The 16,390-nt window shown below is 70.5% G+C and carries 17 protein-coding genes; 5 read left to right on the top strand and 12 right to left on the bottom strand.

Annotation, left to right across the window (positions count from 1 at the left end; all coding sequences use genetic code 11):
- Nucleotides 1-158: 158 nt before the first annotated feature.
- The 10 genes from D3273_RS22355 to cyoA are packed head-to-tail and all read right to left on the bottom strand — an operon-like array spanning nt 159 to nt 8,206.
- Nucleotides 159-326, bottom strand: a complete 168-nt coding sequence (locus tag D3273_RS22355) for a metallothionein (RefSeq protein WP_129229114.1) — start codon at nt 324-326, stop codon at nt 159-161.
- Nucleotides 289-639 carry an ArsR/SmtB family transcription factor gene (locus tag D3273_RS22350; RefSeq protein ID WP_129229113.1) on the bottom strand — a complete coding sequence of 117 codons (351 nt, stop codon included), beginning with the start codon at nt 637-639 and terminating at the stop codon, nt 289-291. The genes D3273_RS22355 and D3273_RS22350 overlap by 38 nt, the downstream gene beginning before the upstream one ends.
- Nucleotides 640-693: 54 nt before the next feature.
- A complete protein-coding gene (locus D3273_RS22345; RefSeq protein WP_129229112.1) occupies nt 694-1,152 on the bottom strand; it encodes a DUF3291 domain-containing protein in 459 nt (152 codons plus the stop codon).
- 55 nt (nt 1,153-1,207) lie between these two features.
- Nucleotides 1,208-1,741 (bottom strand): response regulator transcription factor, encoded by a 534-nt coding sequence (locus tag D3273_RS22340; RefSeq protein WP_129229111.1) that lies wholly within the window; start codon nt 1,739-1,741, stop codon nt 1,208-1,210.
- Complete coding sequence (locus D3273_RS22335; RefSeq protein ID WP_129229110.1) at nt 1,734-3,122, bottom strand: ATP-binding protein; 1,389 nt, start codon at nt 3,120-3,122, stop codon at nt 1,734-1,736. The genes D3273_RS22340 and D3273_RS22335 overlap by 8 nt, the downstream gene beginning before the upstream one ends.
- Entirely contained in the window at nt 3,119-3,913 is a 795-nt protein-coding gene (locus D3273_RS22330) for an SURF1 family protein (RefSeq protein ID WP_129229109.1), read from the bottom strand. Before D3273_RS22330 ends, D3273_RS22335 begins: the two co-directional genes overlap by 4 nt.
- Nucleotides 3,914-3,915: 2 nt before the next feature.
- Nucleotides 3,916-4,311 (bottom strand): cytochrome o ubiquinol oxidase subunit IV, encoded by a 396-nt coding sequence (gene cyoD, locus D3273_RS22325; protein WP_129229108.1) that lies wholly within the window; start codon nt 4,309-4,311, stop codon nt 3,916-3,918.
- On the bottom strand, nt 4,308-4,943 hold the full coding sequence (gene cyoC, locus D3273_RS22320; RefSeq protein WP_129229107.1) for a cytochrome o ubiquinol oxidase subunit III: 636 nt from the start codon (nt 4,941-4,943) through the stop codon (nt 4,308-4,310). The genes cyoD and cyoC overlap by 4 nt, the downstream gene beginning before the upstream one ends.
- Nucleotides 4,944-4,956: 13 nt before the next feature.
- Nucleotides 4,957-6,963, bottom strand: a complete 2,007-nt coding sequence (gene cyoB, locus D3273_RS22315; RefSeq protein WP_129229106.1) for a cytochrome o ubiquinol oxidase subunit I — start codon at nt 6,961-6,963, stop codon at nt 4,957-4,959.
- A gap of 52 nt (nt 6,964-7,015) precedes the next feature.
- A complete protein-coding gene (gene cyoA / locus D3273_RS22310) occupies nt 7,016-8,206 on the bottom strand; it encodes a ubiquinol oxidase subunit II (RefSeq protein ID WP_129229105.1) in 1,191 nt (396 codons plus the stop codon).
- Between the two features lie 229 nt (nt 8,207-8,435).
- On the opposite strand from cyoA, the gene D3273_RS22305 reads away from it, so the two are divergent.
- The 3 genes from D3273_RS22305 (at nt 8,436) to D3273_RS22300 (ending at nt 10,645) form a co-directional block, all read left to right on the top strand.
- Nucleotides 8,436-9,770, top strand: coding sequence for an MFS transporter (locus tag D3273_RS22305; RefSeq protein WP_129229104.1), 1,335 nt, complete (start codon nt 8,436-8,438; stop codon nt 9,768-9,770).
- A 239-nt stretch (nt 9,771-10,009) separates the two neighbouring features.
- Nucleotides 10,010-10,144: a hypothetical protein gene (locus D3273_RS29725; protein ID WP_281011375.1), complete on the top strand. Its 135-nt coding sequence runs from the start codon at nt 10,010-10,012 to the stop codon at nt 10,142-10,144.
- Nucleotides 10,145-10,405: 261 nt separating this feature from the next.
- Nucleotides 10,406-10,645, top strand: coding sequence for a DUF6894 family protein (locus tag D3273_RS22300; protein WP_129229103.1), 240 nt, complete (start codon nt 10,406-10,408; stop codon nt 10,643-10,645).
- A gap of 264 nt (nt 10,646-10,909) precedes the next feature.
- Here the strand turns inward: D3273_RS22300 and D3273_RS22295 are convergent, their stop codons facing one another.
- Nucleotides 10,910-12,235: an LLM class flavin-dependent oxidoreductase gene (locus D3273_RS22295; RefSeq protein WP_129229102.1), complete on the bottom strand. Its 1,326-nt coding sequence runs from the start codon at nt 12,233-12,235 to the stop codon at nt 10,910-10,912.
- 31 nt (nt 12,236-12,266) lie between these two features.
- Nucleotides 12,267-12,593, bottom strand: coding sequence for an NIPSNAP family protein (locus D3273_RS22290; RefSeq protein ID WP_129229101.1), 327 nt, complete (start codon nt 12,591-12,593; stop codon nt 12,267-12,269).
- Between the two features lie 191 nt (nt 12,594-12,784).
- Here D3273_RS22290 and D3273_RS22285 point away from each other — a divergent pair, with 191 nt between their 5' ends.
- Nucleotides 12,785-15,469 (top strand): hypothetical protein, encoded by a 2,685-nt coding sequence (locus D3273_RS22285; protein WP_129229100.1) that lies wholly within the window; start codon nt 12,785-12,787, stop codon nt 15,467-15,469.
- Between the two features lie 264 nt (nt 15,470-15,733).
- A partial coding sequence (locus tag D3273_RS22280; RefSeq protein WP_165359614.1) for a CHASE3 domain-containing protein occupies nt 15,734-16,390 on the top strand: 657 nt, incomplete at its 3' end.

Genomic DNA, 16,390 nt, shown 5'->3' with positions numbered 1-16,390 from the left:
CCCCGGGGGCGGTCTCTTCCAGGCCGACGGCCCTGCGCGCCGTCACGGACGGGACGCAGGGACCGGAAGCGTGCGCCGCGCGAACGGCGGCGGATGTCGGGGGGCGGCCTCGCCCGGGGTCGCCGGGCGCCGTCGGCCGTCTCCCGATCGGGGCCGCGTCAGCCGTGGCAGGTGCAGCCGGCGTGGTGGCAGCCCGAACCGTCCTTGTGGTGGTCGGCGCATTCGCCGCTGCAATAGAAGCGGCCGTCCTTCTCCACCGCGCCGTCCGTTTTCACGACGCACACGCAATCAGCGCAGGCGCACTTCACCGTCGTCACGTCCGTCATCGTCGTTCTCCGCGTCTGTTCCGTGGTCGTGCGGTTCGGTCATGTGGTCGATGAGGTTGGTCAGCATGTCCCGGACGTGGCAGTCCGGCAGCGAGTAGAACACCTGCCGCCCCGCCTTCCCCGCCTTCAGCAGGCGCGTCGCCCGCAGCAGCCGGAGGTGATGGGACACGAGCGACTGGCTCAGCCCCACCCTGTCGGCGAGGGCGCCGACGCCGACCGGGCCGTCGAGGCAGCTCAGCACGATCCGAAGCCTGTTCGGATCGCCCAGCAGCCGGAAGGTTTCCGCCAGGGCAGCGACGTCGTCGTCGACCAATCTCGATCACCACATATGAACACGTCTTCATATATGCGAAGTTCGTCCCCCGCGTCAAGCCGAGCCCGGGGCCGGGACGCGCGCCGGCGCCGGCCGCAGGGGCGCCGTGACGGCGGTTCGGGCGGCGCGGAAGCCGAGGTCGGCGTGGTGCGGGCCGGGGTGGCGCAGCTTCGAGGGGCGGCCCTCGTCCCGCATGCGGCGGTCCGCCTCGGCCCAGGACGGCAGGGCGTCGCCGTCCTGGGTCCAATGCGCCACGGACGCCTCGTCGCACCATTCGAGGAGGTACGGCATGGCGGTGCGGTGGGCGCCGGCCGTCATATAGGCCCGCATGGCGTCCTGGCCGTCCCAGGCCGTGAGGGTCCAGAAGGCCCAGCCGCGGTCGGCGAGCAGCGAGCCGCCGCGGAAGCCCGGCGCCGCCTTCACCTGCGCCAGGGTGCGCAGGTTGTGCCGCGCGAAGGCGGGCAGGAAGCGGATCGACCGCAGGCGGAGGCGCGTGAGGCTGACGAACGGCATGGCGGGCTCCTTCGCGCTTCGGCGGGCCCGGAACGATGGGATCCGGCTCCCGCCCTCACGTCACTTGGCGCTTTTCGAGCTTCCGCGCCAGCGTGCGGCGGTGCATGCCGAGCCGCCGTGCGGTTTCGGAGATGTTGAAGCCGGTTTCGGCCAGCACCTCGTGGATGCGCTCCCATTCCAGCGTCTTGATGGACGTCGCCCGCTCGCCGAGCGGCACCGCCGCGTCGCCCGCTCCCTTGGAGAAGGCGGCCTCGATGTCGTCCGTGTTGGCGGGCTTGGCCAAGTAGTGGCAGGCGCCGAGCTTGATGCTCTCGACCGCGGTGGCGATGGAAGCGAAGCCGGTCAGGACCACGATCAGCATGTCGGGATCGTGGGCGTGCAGCGCGTCGAGGCAGGCGAGGCCCGAGGCGCCGACGAGCTTCAGGTCCACCACCGCATAGCCCGGCGTGCGCTCCTCCAGCAGGGCCTTTACGTCCGCCAGCGTCGGCGCCACCACCACGGAATAGCCGCGCCGCTCGAAGGAGCGCTTCAGCGTGCGGGCGAAGCTTTCGTCGTCGTCGACCACGACGAGCAGGCGGTCGTCAGCCATCGGCACCGTCCCGGCCCGCATGCGCCGGCCCGGCAGGCTCGCGCGCCGCGACGGCCAGCGCCGACAGGGGCAGCGTCATCTCCACCGCGGCGCCCCCGCCCGGCGCGTTGCCCACCGACACGCGGCCGCCGAGCTTGCGCACCACGTTGAACACCAGGAACAGGCCGAGCCCCCCGCCCTGCCGGCCCTTGGTGGACCGGTAGGGCGTGCCGACGTCGGCGAGGATTTCCGCGGCGAAACCCGGCCCGCGGTCCTCGACCGACAGGCGCAGCAGCCCGCTTTCCAGGCCGACGCGGAGCCGCAGCCAATCCGGCGACACCTCGAAGGCGTTGTCGAGCAGGTTGACGATCACCTGCTTCAGCGCCGTGTCGGACACGATCGCGGGGTCCTCCGCCACCGCGTCGTCGTAGTGGAGTTGCGCCGCGGGATGCGCGCCGCGCCACTCCGCCACGAGCTCGTCGAGGAAGGTGTGAAGCGTCGTGGCGGCGGCGGATTCGCCCCGCGCTTCGCCGGCGGACACCAGGATGCCGGTGAGGATCGCCTTGCAGCGCCGGACCTCGGCCTCGAGCACGTCGAGCTCGCCCATCAGCTCCGGGTCGCCGGTGAGCGCCGGCATGCGGCGCCAGTCGCCGAGGATGACCGACAGGGTCGACAGGGGCGTGCCGAGCAGGTGCGCGGCGCCCGAGGCGAGCAGGCCCATCCGCACGATGCCGTCCTCCTCGGCGGCGCGCTGGCGCAGGGCCGCCAGGCGTGCGTCCCGCGCGCGCAGGTTTCGCGTCACCCGGGTGACGAAGACGACCAGCAGCGCTGCGTCGAGCAGGAAGCAGATCAGCATGCCGGCGATGTGGAGCGCGAACAGGTCGGCGCCCGGCAGGCCGGACAGGTCGAGCGGCAGGTAGGCGCGCGTCAGGGCGCAGAAGCACAGGGCCGTCACGGCCACCACGGCCCAGGTAGCGGCCCCGTCGAGCAGCACCGCCGCCAGCGTCACCTGCAGGAGGTAGAGGAAGGTGAAGGGGTTTGTGGCGCCGCCCGTCAGCCCGAGCTGCAGCGTCAGCGCCCCGATGTCGAGCAGCATGGCGAGCGCCAGTTCGGCCCGCGCGACGGGCGACGGCCGCGACAGCCGGATGAGGCTGCCGGCGTTGACGAGCACGAGCCCGAGCAGCACGCCCGCCATGGGGCCGATCGGCAGCGCCACCCGCAGCCCCGCCCCGACGATCCCCAAGGTGACGAGCTGGCCACCGACGGCGATCCAGCGCAGTTGCACCAGCAGCAGCAGGTTCTTGTGGCCGGGCGCGTCCTCGCCGCCCGCTTCGACGCCGGCGTCCCCCGCGAAGGGAGGCGCCAGCGCGTCCGACACGGGCAGCGCGACGGCGGCGCTCATCGCGGCGCCCTCGCGCCCCGCTCCTCGCGCACCACCCAGACCAGGGCCCCCGCGAGGCCGAGCCCCAGGGCGTACCAGGTGATGGTGTAGACGAGGTGGTTGTTGGGGAAGGCCACCACGGTCAACCCGCCGACCGGGAACCCGCCCGGCACCGGCGCGTCGTCGGCGTCGATGAAGTAGGGAGCGACCTGTCCGGCGAGGCTCCGCTTCGCCGCGATGGCGCCCACGTCGCGCGAGAACCACCGGTCGGAGGCCGGATCGTTGTGGCGCAGGAAGGCGCCGCCGGGCTCGTCGACGCGCAGGAGCCCCGTCACGCGGGTCGGGCCGGCGATCTCGCCCGACGCGCGGGAGGCCGGGTCGCGGCGGCCGGGCGGCACGAACCCGCGGTTGACCAGCACGGTGAAACCGTCGTCGGTGCGGAACGGCGTGAGGAGCCAGAAGCCGGGGCCTTCGTCGGTCACCGCCTGGACGAAGGTTTCGCGCGCATTGTCGTAGGTGCCGCGCGCCGTGACGTGGCGATACTGGTCGGCTTCGGCGGTCACCGAGGGCCAGGCCGCGGGTGGCGGCGCTGCGACCGCCGGGGCGTGGACGCGGGCGTCCACGGCGGCGATGAGGTCGAGCTTCCAGCGGAGGCGGTAGACCTGCCAGGTTCCCAGCGCCATCAGCAGCAGGACGGCGGCGACACCGGCGAGGACCAGGGCGATCCGCCCGCCGCCGGACCGGAGCCGCGGCGAGCCGGGGGACCCCGGCGCGGGAGGCGCCGGGGCATCGAGGACGCGCGCGAAGCGCATCGTCACATCTTCATGGTGCTCATGTCGGCCGGCTTCATCGGCATCATGTTGCCGTTCATGTGGTACATGACCCAGATCGAGCCCGCGAGCGTGATCGCCACCATCACCACGGTGAAGACCAGCGCCAGGAAGGTCCAGCCGCCCTCGGACTTGGTGTTCATGTGCAGGAAGTAGTGCATGTGCACGACGATCTGCACGGCGCCGAAGGCCATGATGACGATGGCGTTGAGCTGGCTGTCGACGATGACGTGGCCCATCACGAGCCAGAACGGGATGGCGGTGAGGATCACCGACAGCACGAAGCCGATCGTGTAGCTCTTCAGGGTTCCGTGGGCGGCCTCGTCGTGGTCGTGCAGGACCTCGACGTGGACGTTTCCGGCGGCGTTTCCGGCGCTCATGGCAGCACGCTCACGAGATAAACGAAGGAGAAGACGCCGATCCACACGACGTCGAGGAAGTGCCAGAACATCGACAGGCACATGAGGCGGCGCTTGTTCTCGGGGCCGAGGCCCTTCCACGCCACCTGGATCATCAGCACGAACATCCACAGGATGCCGACCGAAACGTGCAGGCCGTGGGTGCCGACCAGCGTGAAGAAGGACGACAGGAACGCCGAGCGCTGCGGGCCCGCGCCCTCGTGGATGAGGTGCGCGAACTCGTTGAGCTCGAGATACACGAAGCCCATGCCGAAGGCCGCCGTGACCAGCATCCAGAAGATCGTCACGGCGCGGTTGTTCTTCTCCATCGCCAGCATGGCGAAGCCGTAGGTGATGGAGGAGAAGAGCAGCAGCGCCGTGTTGAGCGCCACCGTCGGCAGTTCGAAGAGGTCGGCGGGGGACGGCCCCGCCGCGTAGGCGTGGCCGTAGACCGCATAGCAGGCGAACAGGCTGGCGAAGATGAGGCAGTCGCTCATCAGGTAGATCCAGAACCCGATCATGGTCCCGCCTTCGGCGTGGCCATGACCGTCGTCGCCGGCCACGTAGAACTTGAGGACGCCGTCGTCGGCGAGGGCTTCGGGGGAGCGTGTCATGCGTCGGCCCCCCTCAGACCTTGGTGAGGCCGAGCATGCGCGAGCGCTGCTCCTCGGTGCGGGTCACCTCCTCGGCCGAGATGTAGAAGTCCCGGTTGTAGTTGAAGGTGTGGGCGATGGTGTAGACCACGATGGCGACGAAGCTCAGCGCCGCGAGCCACCAGATGTACCAGATCATGGCGAAGCCGAACGCCAGGGACAGGCCCGACAGGATGATGCCGGCGGGCGTGCTCTTGGGCATGTGGATCGGCTGGTAGCCGTTCAGCGGGCGCACGTAGCCGCGCTTCTTCATGTCGGTCCAGGCGTCGAGGTCGTGCACCATCGGGGTGAAGGCGAAATTGTAGGACGGGGGCGGCGAGGAGGTCGACCATTCCAGGGTACGGCCGTCCCACGGGTCGCCGGTCACGTCGGCGAGCACGTCGCGCTCCCGGATCGAGACGTAGATCTGGTAGAAGAAAGTCCCGATGCCGCCGGCGACCAGGAGGGCGCCGAAGGCCGCGATGACGAACCAGATCCGGAGCGACGGGTCGTCGAAGTGATTCAGGCGACGCGTCACGCCCATCAGGCCGAGAACGTAGAGCGGCATGAAGGCGAAGTAGAAGCCCGACACCCACAGCCAGAACGACCACTTGCCCCAGTACACGTCGAGCTTGAAGCCGAACGCCTTCGGCCACCAGTAGGCGACGCCGGCCATGATGCCGAAGAACGTCCCGCCGATGATGACGTTGTGGAAGTGGGCCACGAGGAACAGGCTGTTGTGCAGCTGGAAGTCGGCCGGCGGAACGGCGAGCAGGACGCCCGTCATGCCGCCGATCACGAAGGTGATCATGAAGGCGACGGTCCACATCATGGGCAGCTCGAAGCGGATGCGGCCCTTGTACATGGTGAACAGCCAGTTGAAGATCTTCGCCCCCGTGGGGATGGAGATGATCATCGTGGTGATGCCGAAGAACGAGTTGACGCTTGCCCCGTTGCCCATGGTGAAGAAGTGGTGGAGCCAGACCAGGTAGGCCAGGATGGTGATGACCACGGTGGCGTAGATCATCGAGGCGTAGCCGAACAGGCGCTTGCCGCAGAAGGTCGAGGTGACCTCCGAGAACACGCCGAACAGCGGCAGGATGAGGATGTAGACCTCCGGATGGCCCCAGATCCACAGCAGGTTCACGTACATCATCGGGTTGCCCCCGAGGTCGTTCGTGAAGAAGTTGAAGCCGAGGTAGCGGTCGAGCGACAGCAGGGCCAGCACGGCGGTGAGGATCGGGAAGGCGGCGACGATCAGCACGTTGGTGCACAGCGCCGTCCAGGTGAAGATCGGCATCTTCATGAAGGACATGCCCGGCGCCCGCATCTTGACGATGGTGGCGATGAGGTTGACGCCCGACAGCAGCGTGCCGATGCCGGCGATCTGCAGCGACCAGATGTAATAGTCGACGCCGACGCCCGGGCTGTAGGACGATTCCGACAGCGGAGCGAAGTTGGTCCAGCCGGTGCGGGCGAACTCGCCCACGAACAGCGACAACATCACCGTCATGGCGCCGGCGACGGTCATCCAGAACGAGAAGTTGTTCAGGAACGGGAAGGCAACGTCGCGGGCGCCGATCTGCAGCGGCACCACGAAGTTCATCAGGCCGGTGACGAAGGGCATGGCCATGAAGAAGATCATGATGACGCCATGGGCCGTGAACACCTGGTCGTAATGGTGCGGCGGCAGGTAGCCCTCGGAGCCGTTGAAGGCCAGCGCCTGCTGGGAGCGCATCAGCAGCGCGTCGGAGAAGCCGCGCACCAGCATGACGAGCGCCAGCACGCAGTACATGATGCCGATCTTCTTGTGGTCGATCGAGGTGAACCACTCGTTCCACAGGTAGCCCCACCACTTGTAATAGGTGAGGGCCCCCAGGAGCGCGGCACCGCCGACCGCCACCCCGAGGAAGGTGAGGATCAGGATGGGCTCGTGGTAGGGGATGGCTTCGAGCGTGAGACGCCCGAAGATCAGCTGCTGAAGGTTGATGTTCGAGAACATGCGATGGGTCTCGTCAAGGATCGTTCGTCGTCGTCGGGGCCGTCGGTATCGTTCAGTGCGGGTTGATCTGCGCGGGCGCGGGGTTCGCCTTTCCGTCGTCCATCGGCATGCCGTCCATATGAGGCTTTCCCCTACCCTGGACGTCGTCCTTCTGCACGCCGCCTTCGTTGGACTGGGTCGCCATGCCGCTGGGCTCGATGCCCTGGGGCGCGGTCTTCAGCGTGTTGGGGGCGCGGCCCGAGGCCGGGAAGGTCGCGCCGGGGGCCTCGTTGCCCTCGCTGAGCTTGGCGCCGTCGTAGATCAGCTTTTCGCGGTTTTCCGCGCCCTTCTCGCCCGCGACGCCGCCGGTGGCGTCGATGGCCATCATCTGGTCCTCGCACATCTTGTTCGCGTCGACGCACATGTTGAGGATCTTGTTGAACAGGTCCGGCTGCACCGTCGCGTAGAACTGCGGGCGCACCTTCTCGCTGGGCTTCGACAGCTCCTCGTACTTGGCGGCGTCGAGCTTCATGTCGGCGTGCTTGGCGTTCTCGACCCAGGCCGCGAAGGCTTCGGGCTGCAGGCTTTCGAACTTGAACTTCATGTCGGAGAAGCCGGCGCCCGAATACATGCCGGAGAAGCCGTCGAAGGTCCCCTCCTTGTTCATCACCGCGGCGAGCTTCGTTTCCATGCCCGCCATGGCGTAGATCTGGCCCGCAAGGGCGGGGATGAACAGCGTGTTCATCACCGTGCCGGAGGTGATGTGGAACTCGATCGGCTGGTCCACCGGGGCCGCCACGGCGTTCACGGTGGCGATGCCCTGCTCGGGATAGATGAAGAGCCACTTCCAATCGAGCGACACGGCGTCGATCACCAGCGGCTTGGTTCCGGTGGGCACGGCGCGCTTGGCGTCGATGCGGCCGACGGGCCGGAACGGGTCGAGCGTGTGGGTGCTGATCCAGGTCAGCGCGCCCAGCGCGATGATGATGAGGAGCGGCGCCGTCCAGATCAGCACTTCGAGCTGGGTCGAGTGGTTCCAGTCCGGCGCATAGGCGGCCTTGGTGTTGGACGCCCGGTAGCGCCACGCGAAGAGCGCCGTCGCGGCGATCACCGGCAGGATGATCAGCAGCATGAGGCCCGTCGAGGCCAGGATGAGGTTGCGCTCCTGCAGGGCGACGTCGCCCGACGGGTTCAGGATCACGTAATCGCAGCCGCCCAGGAGGGCGAACAGCGGGAGCAGGCCGAGGAAGCGCAGAAGTCTCACGAGAGGGCCATCTGTTGCGAGGGTTGTCCCTCATGTACGGTCGTCCCGCGCCTCATAGCATTGGACGTTTTGTCCAGGCCAGAGGAGTTGGAGCCGGGTCGCGCAGGCAGTATGCGTGCCATGCACCGGGCGGTTTGCGGGATTGGCCCGCCCGTGGCATGCGCGGTTCGAGATGCGGCGGCCCGGCGCGCCCCACCCCCTCGGCCGGCACTGAGACAAGGAAGCGGAGATGGTCAACGTCGTTGCAGGTACGCCAACATCGAGACCGTTGGAGCGCGATGCCCGGCTGGTGTCGTCGGACGAGCATCACGTGTCGCCGAGCGATATCGCGCTGGGCGTGGTGATCGGCCGGACGTCGGAAGCCTTCGACTTCTTCGTCTTCGGCATCGCCTGCGCGCTCGTCTTCCCGTCCGTGGTGTTCCCCTTCGTCAGCCCGCTCGATGGCACGCTGCTGTCCTTCGCGGTGTTCAGCCTGGGCTTCGTGTTCCGGCCCGTCGGCTCCATCATCTTCCTCGAGATCGACCGGCGCCACGGCCGCGGCGTGAAGCTCACCACTGCGCTGTTCCTGCTCGGCATCTCCACCGCCGCCATCGCCTTCCTGCCCGGCTACGACGACTTCGGCTACTGGTCGGTCGCCATCCTGGTGCTGATGCGCATCGGCCAGGGCGTGGCGCTCGGCGGCGCCTGGGACGGGCTGGCCTCGCTCCTGGCGCTGAACGCCCCCCCGCACCGCCGCGGCCTCTACGCCATGGTGCCCCAGCTCGGCGCCCCCATCGGCCTCATGGTGGCGGCCGGCCTGTTCGCCTTCTTCATGGCCAACCTCGGCCCCGAGGACTTCCTCAGCTGGGGCTGGCGCTACCCGTTCTTCGTGGCCTTCACCATCAACGTCGTGGCGCTGTTCGCCCGGCTCCGCTTGATCGCCACCGAAGAGTTCGCCGGGCTGCTCAACACCCGCGACCTGCTGCCGGTGCCGGTCCGCACCCTGGTGCGCACCCAGTGGAAGGACATCCTGATCGGCGCCTTCGTGCCGCTGGGCTCCTACGCGCTGTTCCACCTCGTCACCATCTTCCCGCTGTCCTTCGTGCAGCTCTTCACCGACGGCACGCCGGAAAGCTTCCTCGAGCTCGAATGCCTCGGAGCCGTGTCGCTGACGATCGGCGTCGTGGTGTCGGGCCTGCTCGCCGACTTCATCGGCCGGCGCACGCTGCTGGGCTCGAGCGCCGCGGGCGTGGCGGGCTTCTCCTTCGCGATCCCGTTCCTGCTCACGGGCGGACTGCAGGGCCACATCGTCTTCATCCTGGTGGGCTTCGGGCTGCTCGGGGTGTCCTTCGGGCAGGCGGCGGGCGCGGTGGCGTCGAACTTCTCGAACCAGAACCGCTACACCGGCTCCGCGCTGACCTCCGACCTCGCGTGGCTGCTCGGCGCCGGCTTCGCACCGCTCGCGGCGCTCGGCGGCTACACGCTGTTCGGCCTGTGGGCCGTTGTGGCCTACCTCCTGTCCGGCGCCGCCTGCACGCTGGGGGCGCTCGCCTTCAACCGCAGCCTGGCGATCCGCAACGACTGAGGCATCGGCGCCGCGGGCCGGGCCGGCGACGCTTCGCATGCCCGCGGGAGGACGGCTCCCGCGGGCCGTCCTCGCCCCGGTGGCCGGGATGCGGCAGTGCCGGGCCTGTCCCGGCCCTTCGTCCTGCACCCGGCGCATGGCCCCGCTGCGGGGCGCGCGATTGCTGCACCGCACAAAAACACACATCCTGGCGACCTGCCGGCGGATGACGATGGTCCGCTCCGGCCAGGAGACGCGCCTTGACCGCCCCCACGACATCCGCCCACAGCGGTTCTTCCGCCGGAACCCGTCGCGAAAGCCTGTTCCTCCGGATGGTCCGCCTTTGGATCGAGCATCACCAGCGCGTGATCGACCTCGGCCTCGCCCCTCACTGATCCCACGGCTCGACCGTCGGCGCGGAACCGCCCGGCGACGCCGAGCTGTTCGGGACTGCGGCGCCGCGGCCGAGCCGGCTTTGGCGCATCGCGCCGCACCGGGCGGAACGGGCCCGCCGTCCATGGCCCCTGCCCCGCACTGCAGCGACGCACGCCCATGCGCGCCCTTGTGAACTTTTATAGCTTTATGACGTATTTTCGCTCGTCTGTGACGATCGCGCCCCTCCGCGGGCTTCGCGACCGATGCGACGAGGACTGGCCGTGCCGCGCTTTTATTTCGACCTCGTGGACAGCCGCGGCCTGCACCGCGACCTGATCGGCGACGAGTTCCACAGCTTCGAGGAGGCGAGAGCCCAGGCCCAGGCCCTCCTCGGCGACATCGCCCGCGAGGACCTGTCCGATGGGCAGTCGCACACGACCGCCTGCGACCTGCGCGACGACGGCGATCGGCTCGTCTTCCACGGCGAGATCACCTATCGGGGCACGCGCTTTCCCGGCTGAGCCGCCGGCGTCGAACCGTCTCGCGCGGCGTCGGGAAGAAGCCGCCGCCCGTCCCAGAAAAAAGGGCCGCTCAGCCTGATGGCGAGCGGCCCAAGTCTAGGGAGGAAACGCCCAAAGAAGGGCATGCGCCCGAAGGCGCGAGGCCTTTATGCGCCCAGTTTCGATGCGGCTGTACGGCGATCTTCGCATGGCAGCGTCCCGCCGCAATCGCGCCGGATGCCGCCGGCCCCACGCCGCCCGGACCGGGGCGGGCCGGCAGCGGCGTCAGGGGAAGAAGCGGTTCGCCGGGCGCGGCAGGCCGAGGTTGTCGCGCAGCGTCGGTCCCTCGTAGTCCAGGCGGAACAGTCCCCGGCGCTGCAGTTCTGGCACCACGCGGTCGACGACGTCGTCGAGGCCTTGCGGCAGGTCGGAGAACATCACGTTGAACCCGTCGCAGCCTTCCGCGTCCAGCCATTCCTCCATGCCGTCGGCGACCGTGGCCGGCGTGCCCACGAAGGCGAGGCCCGCGTAGCTGCCGGCCCGCGCGGCGAGCTGGCGGATGGTCAGGCCCTCGTCCCGGGCCATGGCGACCATGCGGGCACGCCCGCTCTTGCTGGCTTCGGTGTCGGGGATGTCCGGCAAGGGGCCGTCCGGATCGTAGCCCGACACGTCCGTGCCCAGCATGCCGTTCAGCGAGCCGATGCCGCTGTCGTAGTGGACGAGGGCGTCGAGGCGGGCGCGCTTCGCCCGTGCCTCCTCGACCGTGTCGCCCACCACCACGAAGGCGGCCGGCAGGATCTTGCAATGCTCGGGGTCGCGGCCGAGCGCGCGCATCCGGCCCTTCACGTCGGCGTAGAAGCGCTTTGCGGCGTCGAGCGAGCCTTCGGCGGAGAACACGACCTCGGCGGTTTCGGCGGCGAGCTGCCGCCCGGGCTCGGAGGAGCCGGCCTGCACCACCACCGGCCAGCCCTGGACGGGCCGGGCGATGTTCAGCGGGCCCCGCACCTGCAGGCTCGGGCCGCGGTGGTCGAGCACGTGCATCTTCGCGGGGTCGAAGAAAATCCCGCTGTCGACGTCGCGCGGGAAGGCGTCGTCGGCGAAGCTGTCCCACAGGCCCGTCACCACGTCGAAGAACTCGCGCGCACGGACGTAGCGGGCGGCGTGGTCCATCTGCCCGTCCTGCCCGAAGTTCAACGCCGCGTCGGGGTTGGCGGTGGTGACGATGTTCCAGCCCGCGCGCCCCCCGCTGATGTGGTCGAGCGAGGCGAAGCGGCGGGCGACGTGGAAGGGGGCGTCGAAGGTCGTCGAGGCGGTGGCGACGAGCCCGATGCGCTCCGTCACGGCCGCGAGGGCGGACAGCAGCGTGAAAGGCTCGAAGGACGTCACCGTGTGGCTGCGCTTCAGCGCATCCATCGGCATGTTCAGCACCGCGAGGTGGTCCGCCATGAAGAAGGCGTCGAACTTCGCGGCTTCGAGCCGCCGCGCGAAGCCCTTGAGCCGCGCGAAGCTGAAGTTCGCGTTCGGGTCGGCGCCGGGAAAGCGCCAGGCCCCGGTGTGGATGGCGACGGGGCGCATGAAGGCGCCGAGGCGCAGGCGGCGTGTCCGGCTCATCGATCCTCCGTGACGGACGCAGTCCGGCGTCCTACTGCACCGACGAGAAGGCCGTCGGCACCAGGAAGGAGCTCGCCACGCGGGCGTTGATGGGTCCGTCCTTCTCGCTTTCCGAACGCGCCGCGATCCATTCCGGGTCGGCGAGGAAGGCGTTCCACCTGGCTTCCCGCTCGGCGAGGCTGTCCCAGGCGAGGAGGTAGGTCAAGTCGTTGCTGTCGGGCCCCACCAGCGTGGTCCAGAAGCCGGCCTGCCGGATGCCGTGCTTGTCCCACAACCGCAGCGTATGGTCCCTGAAGCGCGCCAGCAGGTTCGGGAGCCGGCCCGGCACGGTCGTGTAGATTCGGAGTTCGTGGATCATCGTCGGGTCCGTCCCGTGCGGCGGAGCGCGGCGCCCACCTTCCCGGCATGGTGCCCCGCCGCGGCCCGCCCCGCAACGGCGGGCGGGGCGCGACCGGCGGGCTTGAGCGCCGCGCCCCGATGGCGGATGACCGCGCTGCGCCGCCGCCCGCCCGTCCCGGGGACGCCCGTGACGCCGGAGACCTCGACCCCATGCCGCCACGCTCCTCGCGCTTCCCCTCGCCGCGCGGCTTCGGGGCCGTCGCGATCCTGGCGGCGCTGCCGGCCATCGTGCTCCTGGTGTCCGTCTTCGGCCCGCTCCGCACCGATGCCGCGCTCCGCTACAGCGGCCTCGCCGTCGACGTCGGCACGCGACCGCTCGCCGGCGAGCCGACGATCGACGGCAACGCCGGCGTCACATCCCAGGCCCTCGGCCGGCGGGCGGCGCTCGACGTGCTGGGGGGCCGCATGCCGCTGTGGAACCACCTCGAGGGCCTGGGCGCGCCGCTGCTCGGGGAGATGCAGTCCGCGGCGCTGTTTGTGCCGACCTGGCTCCTCGCCCTGCCGCACGGCCAGGAAGCCGAGCAGGCGCTGCTGCAGCTGGTGGCCGGGTTGGGGACGGCGCTGTTCCTGCGGCGCCTCGGCGTCGACGCCGCGGTGGCGGTGGCGGCAGGGGTGCTCTTCGAGGTGAACGGGGTCTTCGCCTGGCTGCGCAACGCCGTCTTCAACCCGGTGGCGTTCCTGCCCTGGCTGTTCGTCGCCATCGAGATGTCGCGCGCCGCCGCGCTGGCCGGGCGGGGTCGCGCCGCCGCCGCCGCCGTCGGCGCCTTGGTGGCCGGCGAAGCCCTCTACGCGGGGTTCCCCGAGGAAGTGTACCTGTATTCCTGGCTGCTGCTCGCCTGGGCGCTGCTGCGGGCCGCGGGCCTGCCGGGTCCCGCCCTGCGCCGCTACGCCGGGAGCCTCGCCCTGACGGCCTTCGCCGCCGCGGCGCTGGCCGCCCCCGTGCTCGTGGCCTTCGCGGGCTATCTCGGCCAGGCCGAACTGGGCGTCCACGCCGGCGACGGCGGCGGCGTCGACTGGCTGAGCCCGGCGGGGCTGGCGCAGTATCTCGCACCCTACCTGTTCGGCACGATCTTCGGCTCGCCGGACCCCGCGGTGTCGGACCTCTGGTCCGGCACGGGCGGCTACGTGGGCTTCGTCCCGCCCGTCCTGGCCTTCGCGGCGCTGTTCGACCGGCGGCGCCGCGGCGCCAAGCTCCTGCTCGCCGGCTGGATCGTCCTGGCCCTGGGCGCGTCGCACGGCGCGCCGGTGCTCCACGCCGCCTTCAAAGCCCTCCCGCTGGCCACCATCGTGGCCTTCGCGCGCTACCTCGACGCCGGCTGGATCTTCTGCTTCGTCGTCCTCGCGGCGCTGGCACTCGACGACACCTTGCGGGAACCGGCGGGGCGCCGGCGGCTGGCCGGGGGGCTCGCCTGCGGGCTCGCCTGCGCGGCGATGGCCGTGGCGGCCGCGTGGCCGACCATCGCCCCGCTGGCGCGGGACTCCGCCTACCATCGGCTCTGGTTCGGCATCGCGGGGGCGGCCTTCGCGGCGTCGGCCCTGCTGGTCGGCGGCGCTTCCCGGATCCGGGATCCCCGCGGCCGGGCGACGGCGCTGTCCGCCCTGCTGGTCCTGGAAGCGGCGGCCTGGTTCGCGCTGCCGTTCCTGTCCTATCCGCGCCATGGCAGGCTCGACCTCGCGCTCCTCGACGTCCTGCGCGAGGAGGCCGGCTTCCAGCGGGTGATGGCGTTCGAAGGCGGCCTGTCGCCCAACTACGGCTCCGCCTTCGGTGTGGCCCTGCTCAACTACGACGACCTGCCGTCGCCGACGCTGACGGCCGACTACATCCGGTCCACCCTCGACCCCTACGCGGGCCGGCTGTCCTTCGTGCCCGCGTCCTGGAACCTGACGCCCGAGGAGACCCGCGACCGGCGCGACCTCCTCCACGCCCGCCTGGCCGCCTACGGCCGCGCGGGCGTCCGGTTCGTCCTGTCGGGCCCCGAACTCGACCTGGTGGCGCCCTACCCCATCGACGAAGCACGCGAAGCCGGCGCCGCGCCGCTCCCGCCCGGCGGCGAGGTGGTGATCGCCGGCCGGCTCGCGCCGCATCTCGGCCTGCCCGTTTCGGCCGTGACGGTGGCGCTGCGGGCGGATGGCGGCACCCCGTCGGGCCGGCTCCGGGCGACGCTCTGCGCCGGGGGGGCCTGCGCGGCCGGCGACGCCGACCTGCCCGCGGCGCCGTCCGGCACCCGCGCCGCCGTGTCGCTCGACCGCCCGCTGCCGTTGCCCCCGGGCAGCGCCTACACGCTCCGGATCGCCCGGCCGGACGGCGCCGGCGACGCGTCGCTGCCCCTCCACCCGCGCGCGGCGGGCGACGGTTCGGTCGCGCTCGAGCCGCCGGCCGGCGCGGGTGCGGCGGGGCCGGTGCCGGACGTCCGCTTCGTCGATGCCGACCTCACCCTCGCTCACGCGGGGCGGGCCGCGCAGGTGTACCGGCTGCGGGACGTGCGGGACTACCTGTCGGCGAACGGTTGCCGCCTGCAGCCCGCGTCGCGGGACGACGTCCGGGCGTCCTGCGCCCGGCCGAGCCGGCTGACGCGCCTCGAACTCGCCTTGCCCGGCTGGTCGGCGACGGTGGATGGGGCGCCAGCCCCGGTGGCGACGGTCGAAGGCGCCTTCCAGGCCGTCGACCTGCCGGCCGGCGACAGCCACGTCGCGTTCCGCTACGCGCCGCGGGGGTTCGCGCCGGCCTTGGCGGCGGCCGGCGTCGCCCTCGCCTGGCTCCTCGCGGTCGCGGGCTGGACTTTCCGGGGCCACCGGAAGCGCGGGATGGGGGCCACCCTGCCGCCGACGGGGTAGGGCCGATCCCGTCGGCGGCAGCCCCCGACGGCGGAAAGACCCGGCGCCGTGGCGCGCATCGGACGGACCCTTCGGCCGACAGATGGCGTCGCGCCCAGGACGGCGCGCCGAGCGCGGGGCTCGGCGACCCTTTCACGGGGTCGCACGATCCGGAACGACGTGCCGTTCATCATTTATCGCGTCTTAATTCATCCATCGGTATCCATGAAGCCGGTGCGCAGGGTCGTCCCCTGATGGGGGCGAGCTTTTCTGGATCTCTCGACCATGCTGAAAAACTTTCGGATCAGTAAAAAGCTCGCCATCGGCTTCGGAGCCGTCGTCGGCGTCATCGTGCTGAGTTCGACGGCCATCTATGTCGAAATGCAGTCTTTGGCGGAGCTCGAGCGAGTGAACTCGGTGTCCGACGACGCGGTCGACAATCTGGACAAGGCCAAGGGCGACGTGTCGCGCGTCCAGTCCCTGGTGCGCAAGCTGGTCATGACGGGCGCCGAGTCCGATCACGCCAAGATCGACAAGGAACTCAAGGCCTATACGGTGGACATCGGCGCCGTCCGAGCCATCCTGGCCAAGGAAGAGCCGGGGCTGCTGCCCAAACTCGACGCATACGACAAGGCCGTCACGGCCTATACCGGCACCACGCTCGCCAACGAGGTCCAGCTCGCATCCTCGCCCGCGACGCGTGCCCAGGCGATGGACCTCGAGGCCAGCGGGGGCGGGCAGTCGGTCATCGACACCTTGAACGAGAGCTTCGGCACGGCCAGCACCGCCATCGCCCGCTGGAGCGACTCCTTCACGGCCGCGAGCGACAGCGCCATGAACCGCATGCTGATCATCGTGGCGCTGGGCGGTGTGGTGTCGACCGTCCTGGCCAGCCTGATGGCGTGGCTGATCTCGCGCGCCATCGCCCGGCCGATCGGGTCC

The organism is Lichenibacterium minor, from assembly GCF_004137685.1.
Taxonomy (GTDB): domain Bacteria; phylum Pseudomonadota; class Alphaproteobacteria; order Rhizobiales; family Beijerinckiaceae; genus Lichenihabitans; species Lichenihabitans minor.
This window is presented reverse-complemented; position numbering and strand designations above follow the sequence as displayed.